At 43.3% G+C, this 6,000-nt stretch carries 7 protein-coding genes and 1 pseudogene; 3 read left to right on the top strand and 5 right to left on the bottom strand.

What is annotated here, in order from left to right; translation table 11 throughout:
- The 3 genes and pseudogenes from rpmB to B4F08_RS10160 form a co-directional block, all read left to right on the top strand.
- Positions 1-112, top strand: a pseudogene (gene rpmB, locus B4F08_RS10170) (50S ribosomal protein L28); the annotation flags it as partial.
- Between the two features lie 12 nt (positions 113-124).
- Positions 125-280: a 50S ribosomal protein L33 gene (gene rpmG / locus B4F08_RS10165; RefSeq protein WP_003654787.1), complete on the top strand. Its 156-nt coding sequence runs from the start codon at positions 125-127 to the stop codon at positions 278-280.
- A 146-nt stretch (positions 281-426) separates the two neighbouring features.
- Positions 427-2,142: a cation:proton antiporter gene (locus B4F08_RS10160; RefSeq protein WP_086209968.1), complete on the top strand. Its 1,716-nt coding sequence runs from the start codon at positions 427-429 to the stop codon at positions 2,140-2,142.
- 57 nt (positions 2,143-2,199) lie between these two features.
- Here the strand turns inward: B4F08_RS10160 and B4F08_RS10155 are convergent, their stop codons facing one another.
- The 5 genes from B4F08_RS10155 to B4F08_RS10135 form a co-directional block, all read right to left on the bottom strand.
- Complete coding sequence (locus B4F08_RS10155) at positions 2,200-2,478, bottom strand: hypothetical protein (RefSeq protein ID WP_086209969.1); 279 nt, start codon at positions 2,476-2,478, stop codon at positions 2,200-2,202.
- 105 nt (positions 2,479-2,583) lie between these two features.
- The gene (locus B4F08_RS10150) at positions 2,584-3,087 is read right to left on the bottom strand and encodes a DUF6586 family protein (protein ID WP_086209970.1); all 504 of its coding nucleotides are present in this window, start codon (positions 3,085-3,087) and stop codon (positions 2,584-2,586) included.
- A gap of 75 nt (positions 3,088-3,162) precedes the next feature.
- Positions 3,163-3,525 (bottom strand): ASCH domain-containing protein, encoded by a 363-nt coding sequence (locus tag B4F08_RS10145; protein WP_110974997.1) that lies wholly within the window; start codon positions 3,523-3,525, stop codon positions 3,163-3,165.
- Between the two features lie 42 nt (positions 3,526-3,567).
- Entirely contained in the window at positions 3,568-3,828 is a 261-nt protein-coding gene (locus B4F08_RS10140) for an RNA recognition motif domain-containing protein (protein ID WP_086209972.1), read from the bottom strand.
- Positions 3,829-3,926: 98 nt separating this feature from the next.
- Positions 3,927-5,915, bottom strand: a complete 1,989-nt coding sequence (locus tag B4F08_RS10135) for an ATP-dependent helicase (RefSeq protein WP_291374300.1) — start codon at positions 5,913-5,915, stop codon at positions 3,927-3,929.
- Positions 5,916-6,000: the final 85 nt, after the last annotated feature.

Raw genomic sequence — 6,000 nt, 5'->3', positions numbered from 1 at the left:
CGAAAAACGTTTTGTACGTCTTCGCCTAACTACAAAAGGTATGCGTATTATCGACAAATTGGGTATCGAAAAGGTTGTTGCTGACCTACGTGCTCAAGGTCAAAAGATCTAAGGAGTCTGAACCATGCGTGATAAAATTCGCCTAGTTTCTACTGCTGGTACAGGTTATTTCTATACCACAACTAAGAACAAACGTACTATGCCGGAAAAAATGGAAATCAAAAAATTTGATCCAAAAATCCGTCAACACGTAATCTTCAAAGAAGCTAAAATTAAATAATTTTAGTTTTTTGGAAAAAACGACCTGTATCAGGTCGTTTTTTTTTGCTTTTTTTTCATTCGACTTGTTAAACTTTTAATCTCTTTTGGCACCGTTTGTGCTTTGCTTATTTTTCACCCTTAACTTTTTTGCTTAAGGAGTTTTTAGTGCCTCATGACGTAGATCTCATTATATTACTTGCTGTTGGCTTTGGGCTTGCGCTCATTTTCGGCTATCTTGCCGTACGCTTACGCCTCCCTCCACTCATTGGCTATCTGATTGCCGGTATTATCATCAGCCCCAACACCCCTGGTATTGTCGCAGACATGCATCTAGCGAACCAGTTGGCTGAACTTGGAGTTATGTTCCTCATGTTCGGTGTGGGCATGCACTTCTCTCTGAATGATCTATTACAAGTTAGACGCATTGCCTTACCTGGTGCAATTTTACAAATTGCTGTGGCAACTCTACTTGGTATAGGTGTCAGCATGCTCTGGGGGTGGAGCTTTGGTTCTGCACTGGTTTTTGGTCTCAGTTTATCCTGCGCAAGCACAGTGGTATTACTCAAAGCCCTAGGAGATCGCGGTCTACTCAATTCAGTTAACGGTAAAATCGCTGTTGGCTGGCTTTTGGTTGAAGATCTAGTCATGGTCTTGGTGCTGGTTTTATTACCTGCAACAGCGGTCTTACTCGGTGGCGAAGCTTTTGCAGGCAGTGAAAATACCAACATTTGGCTTACCCTCGGCACCACCCTACTTAAAGTGGCTGGTTTTATCGCTTTTATGCTGATCATCGGGAAACGTCTGGTTCCAATGATCATGCAGTTCGTCGCTCGCCTTGGTTCACGTGAGCTCTTTACTTTAACCGTAGTGGCTGCCGCGGTATCCATTGCTTTCGGTGCTTATAAAATTTTTGGTGTTTCCATGGCGCTGGGCGCTTTCTTTGCAGGGATGGTCGTCAAAGAATCTGACTTTAGCCATCGTGCAGAAGAGGAAACTCTCCCTCTACGTGAAATTTTTGCCATTTTGTTCTTTGTTGCAGTGGGCATGTTATTTGACCCACGCATCTTAGTAGAACAACCTGTGCATGTGCTTGCTGTCGTTGCCATTATCATGATTGGCAAAACCATTGCAGCTATGGCACTGGTGCTCTTCTTCCGCTATCCCATCAATACAGCTCTCACTGTAGGGGCTTCACTGGCACAGATCGGAGAATTTTCCTTCATCTTGGCAACGCTTGGGGTTTCACTCAAACTTCTGTCTTTAGAAGGACAAAACCTGATATTGGCAGGCGCTTTGATCTCCATCACTTTAAACAGTTTTGTGTTCTCTGCCATTGAGCCTGTACAACGTTGGATTCGTGAACGCTCTCATTTGGCCCGCTTACTGGAACGTAGTGGGGATCCACTAGCAATGTTGCCTGATGAAGTCTCGCAGGACTACTTACGCGACCAAGTGGTGATTGTTGGGCATGGGGAAGTGGGGCGTCGTATTACCAAACAGTTAATGGCCGAAGACATTAAAGTGGTGATTGCGGAAGAAAACCGTGAAATTGTAGAGAACCTCCGTGAGAAAGGCATTGCGGCTGTTTCTGGTATAGCAACAGATCCTGGAGTACTGATTCAAGCCCATATTCAACATGCGCGCCTGTTGGTACTTTCTCCAATGGATATTTTAGATATTCATAAGATCGTAGATATTGCCAAAACTCTCAATCCTGAGATTCAGGTCTTGGTGTGTGCAGAAAGTAAAGAAGAAGCCGAAGTAATTCGTCGTGACAACATTGGTGAAGTGTATTTTGCCAAAGAAGAAATGGCAAAAAATATGAGCAATCATATTTTAAATCAAATTCAGATTGCACATCATCAGGCACCCACCCACTAAGGAACAAACACGAGATACAAAAAAACGCACTATTCAGTGCGTTTTTTCTTATTCAGTTTAGCTCAAGAACTGTGGTTTTTCGTCTACAACTTCAGCTTGCCACTCACCCACTTGCTTTTCAAGTAAGGCGTATAAAGCCGCTTGCACCATATGCTGTGCAACCACAGTCGCTTGATCACCCAATAGGGCTTTGACTTCATCATTAAATTGTATCGTGACTAAAGGCGCACTTTCAGAACCTGCGTTACGTAGTGCCAATTCGCCACCTTCAAGTTGAACCAATTCCAAAATGGCCTCTTGATTTCCAAATAATTCTTTCAACTGTTCTATAGACATATTTCCTCCATGTTCAACATGGTGGCAAAGGCAGTTGCACTTTGCTTCGCTTAGACTTATTGATATAAGGACAAATTTTCAAACTTCAAGCGCTGGTCATCGCTTTTAGAACTCGACCATCTCATTCCGGAAGCCATCAATCAAAGCCGTCAAGTCGCGGTGCCACTCTCTTAGAATTTTGGTATCAGGTAACCATGCTTGCGGTGTTTGCGTCACTTTAATGATCAAGTTCGATGATGTTTCAGACTCTGGTTCAGGACTCGTTGGTTCTGGCGCATACTGGCATAAACGATAAGCACGCTTTAACTCTGCGATAAACCCTTCTTTTGATAACTGCTGCAACACCGTTACCTCAGGTGAAACTTGTCCTTTAACTGCCATTTGTTCCTCAATAGATTTCAAGGTCGGGTTAAAGTCATTTAAGCGGTAGTATCTTACCAATTCCTGTAAAAAGGCCAGTACAGCACCGTGTAAATGAAAGACGGCTGCTTCACGGTGCGCCTGCGCTTGCTGCACATGATCGTTCTGCTCAGCTTGTTGACAGGCAAGGCGAGCAAAATAGAGTTTTTGATTGGTACGATCTGCATGATAGCGGGCAACACGGGTCATGAATGGTGTTCCTAATGTTTGGCGTTTTTTACAAGGCCAAGATTAAACTTTATGCACAGCAGTGCATAATGAAAATTATGCATGATCTATTTCAATAAAATAAATCTTTCTTTTGGCCATAGCGGGAGTCTGGACAAGCATTGGACGTACATTACTTAATACCCAAGCCCAATATCCTTCGTCCCAATATGATGCCATAGCCACTTCAAGCTCTTCCTCTTTCCACGGATGAATCGCCTCAACATCGACCATAGCCACAGCATATCCTAACTCTTCATCACCCTCTTGTGTCAAATAATGCTGATTTTCAACAATCAATAAATCTTTCAACGGCAAATGTGTAGGGCGCCAAGAACGTATTTCTAAAGTCTTTTTTCCTTGTGCAATGTATTGCCCCATCGGAGCAACAATAGATAATGCTGGGTAGATTTTTTTCATGCTTGACTCAATAAAAAAGGAGCATTAATTGCTCCTTCATACTTATGCTTCTGGCTTCTCAGGCTTATCTTCCGCCTGTTTCACACGAATACCGCTACCATGCAAACGCAATGTGTTTAAGCCTTTAATAGCTTTAATCGCCTCACGTGCATGTGGCATGTCCACAAAAGCGAAACCTTTCGATTTACCTGTAGCCGCATCCAGCACTAAAGTACATGATGCAACTGTGCCGTATTGTTTAAACAACTCAAGTAATTCTGCTTCTGTTACTGTACGTTCTAAACTACGAACTAAAATTTTCATTCAACAACCTTCAAAAATAGGCAAAATCATCAAAAAGCAATCGCCTACGCTACTTTCTGAACATTGCACAACAAATACCACAATGTAATCAGTTTAGTTTAATCGAGATTAATCCCAAAATCTAAATTAATCGACTGTCGTTCAATCAGTGCACTTTTAACGGTTTGCTGACGGGGCTTATGATGGGTTTCCATCGTACATAAATTCCGAGTCAAATCGTTCAAAAAATAACTTTCGACTTTCCGCCCTTGCTCATCAATCACGTCTCGCGCCCACAGACTTAAATTTTGCTTGGTCAAAATCAGCTCATTCTGGGCACGGGTCAGTGCCACATACAAGACCCGACGCTCTTCTTCAACATCATTAAAATCACCTTGGGCACGAGCATGCGGATATTGCCCTGGCGTGACATTAACGACATAACATACTTTTTGCTCTGTACCTTTGGCCGAGTGAATGGTAATTAATGTGACGACATCCGTATCCGACTGTCGTTCGATTTCAGAAATAGACACTGGATCAAGTACATATTCCTCAAGAAATTCACTCAACTGGGTATGTTTAGATGCCAATTGCTTCACTAACTCAAAGTCACCTTGGCGACGGTTCCAGTCTTTTTTATAATTTTCTGCCAATTGCGCTTCAATCGCCTGAATACCCAAACTGACGCAAGCCTGCACTTCCTGTTTTAGTACCGTCATTTGCTTCATGATCAACACGGTTTCAGCTGGAATTCGCCCAAATTTCTCTAATTTATCAAAGATCAAATCAAACTCAGGCTCCAGTAAAAGTTGCTGAGCGAGACGACTTGCCCCCACATCCCCCACCCCATTCCACAGGGTGAGAAAACGCATCCATGCAATATCATCTAGAGGATTGGCAATCACACGTAGCAGGCTCAGTAAATCTTTCACATGCGCGGTTTCAAGCAGTTTCATGCCCCCAATAAAACGATAGGGAACATTGGCCGCAATACACGCTGCCTCAATATGCCGTGCTGCAAAGCTGGAACGCACCAAGACCATGTGATCCGACCAGCGCTGTCCTTGTAAATAATGGCGCTCTTTAATGTCGATCGCAATCCATTTTGCTTCATCAAATTCATTTGGGAAAATGTGCATGCGAGGCTTTACACCCTCACCCCGATGAGCATCTAGGCGTTTATTATATTGAATCTCCGATTGATCGAGCAGCCAATTAGAAAGGTCTAAAATTTCTTGAGTGGAACGATAGTTTTGCTCCAATTTAAACACCTGAGCATTCGGCACACGGTCTTTAAAATGGTGAATATTTTCAAAATCTGCTCCACGGAAACCATAGATTGACTGCGCATCATCCCCCACACAAAACAGGCTCACTTTGTCTTTAAGCGGTTCAAGCAAGGCCCACTGCAAAGGATTGGTATCCTGCATTTCATCGACCAACATGTGTTTGCAGAGCGATGCCACATAGTCGGCTAAACCGTCTGACTGATCGAGTGCTGAGGCCACGATTGCAAGAATATCGTCATAATCTAAAAAACTACGGGCACGTTTTCGTGTCTCATACTCTTTCATGATTTCCGCAATTTGATCTTTAAAAGCCAAATGCTCAGGATGCTGTTTTTCTAAGGCATCACTCAACTTTTGACGCGTATTTCGTGCAAAAGAATACAGATCACACAGTTCTTGCGGTTTAGGCAACTGATTGGGATTTTTCTTATCATCTTTTCCACGAATCAGGCGGAACATCATCAACTGATCATCACGATCAATAATTGAAAACTGCTCTAAACCAAAGGCTTTCGGTACGCGGCGCAGCAGATACATACAAAAAGTATGAAAAGTAGAAGCGCGCAGCCCTTTTGCCTGCTCACCTAAAGCCAACTCCACTCGCGCCACAATCTCGCTGGCTGAACGACGGGTAAAGGTTAAAATCTGGATTTGGTTGGCTGGAATCCCTTGATCAATCAGGTACGCCGCTCGCGCCACAATAGTTTTGGTCTTGCCACAGCCAGCCCCTGCAAGCACCAGACTGTGTTGTGACTCAGTCGTGGCAGCTTGTTTTTGTTGCGGGTTTAATTCATCAATTAGGCTGGCTAAACTCATAATCACTCATCAATTCGTGGATGCTACTAGTTTAACAAATCTATGACGTCAATATGAGCCTACAACAACGATTATCCATTTCTGT

Source organism: Acinetobacter sp. UBA6720 (assembly GCF_002454215.1).
In the GTDB taxonomy this organism is placed as follows: Bacteria; Pseudomonadota; Gammaproteobacteria; order Pseudomonadales; family Moraxellaceae; genus Acinetobacter.
Note: the sequence above shows the minus strand (reverse complement) of the source record. Positions and strands in the feature narration are given on the sequence as shown.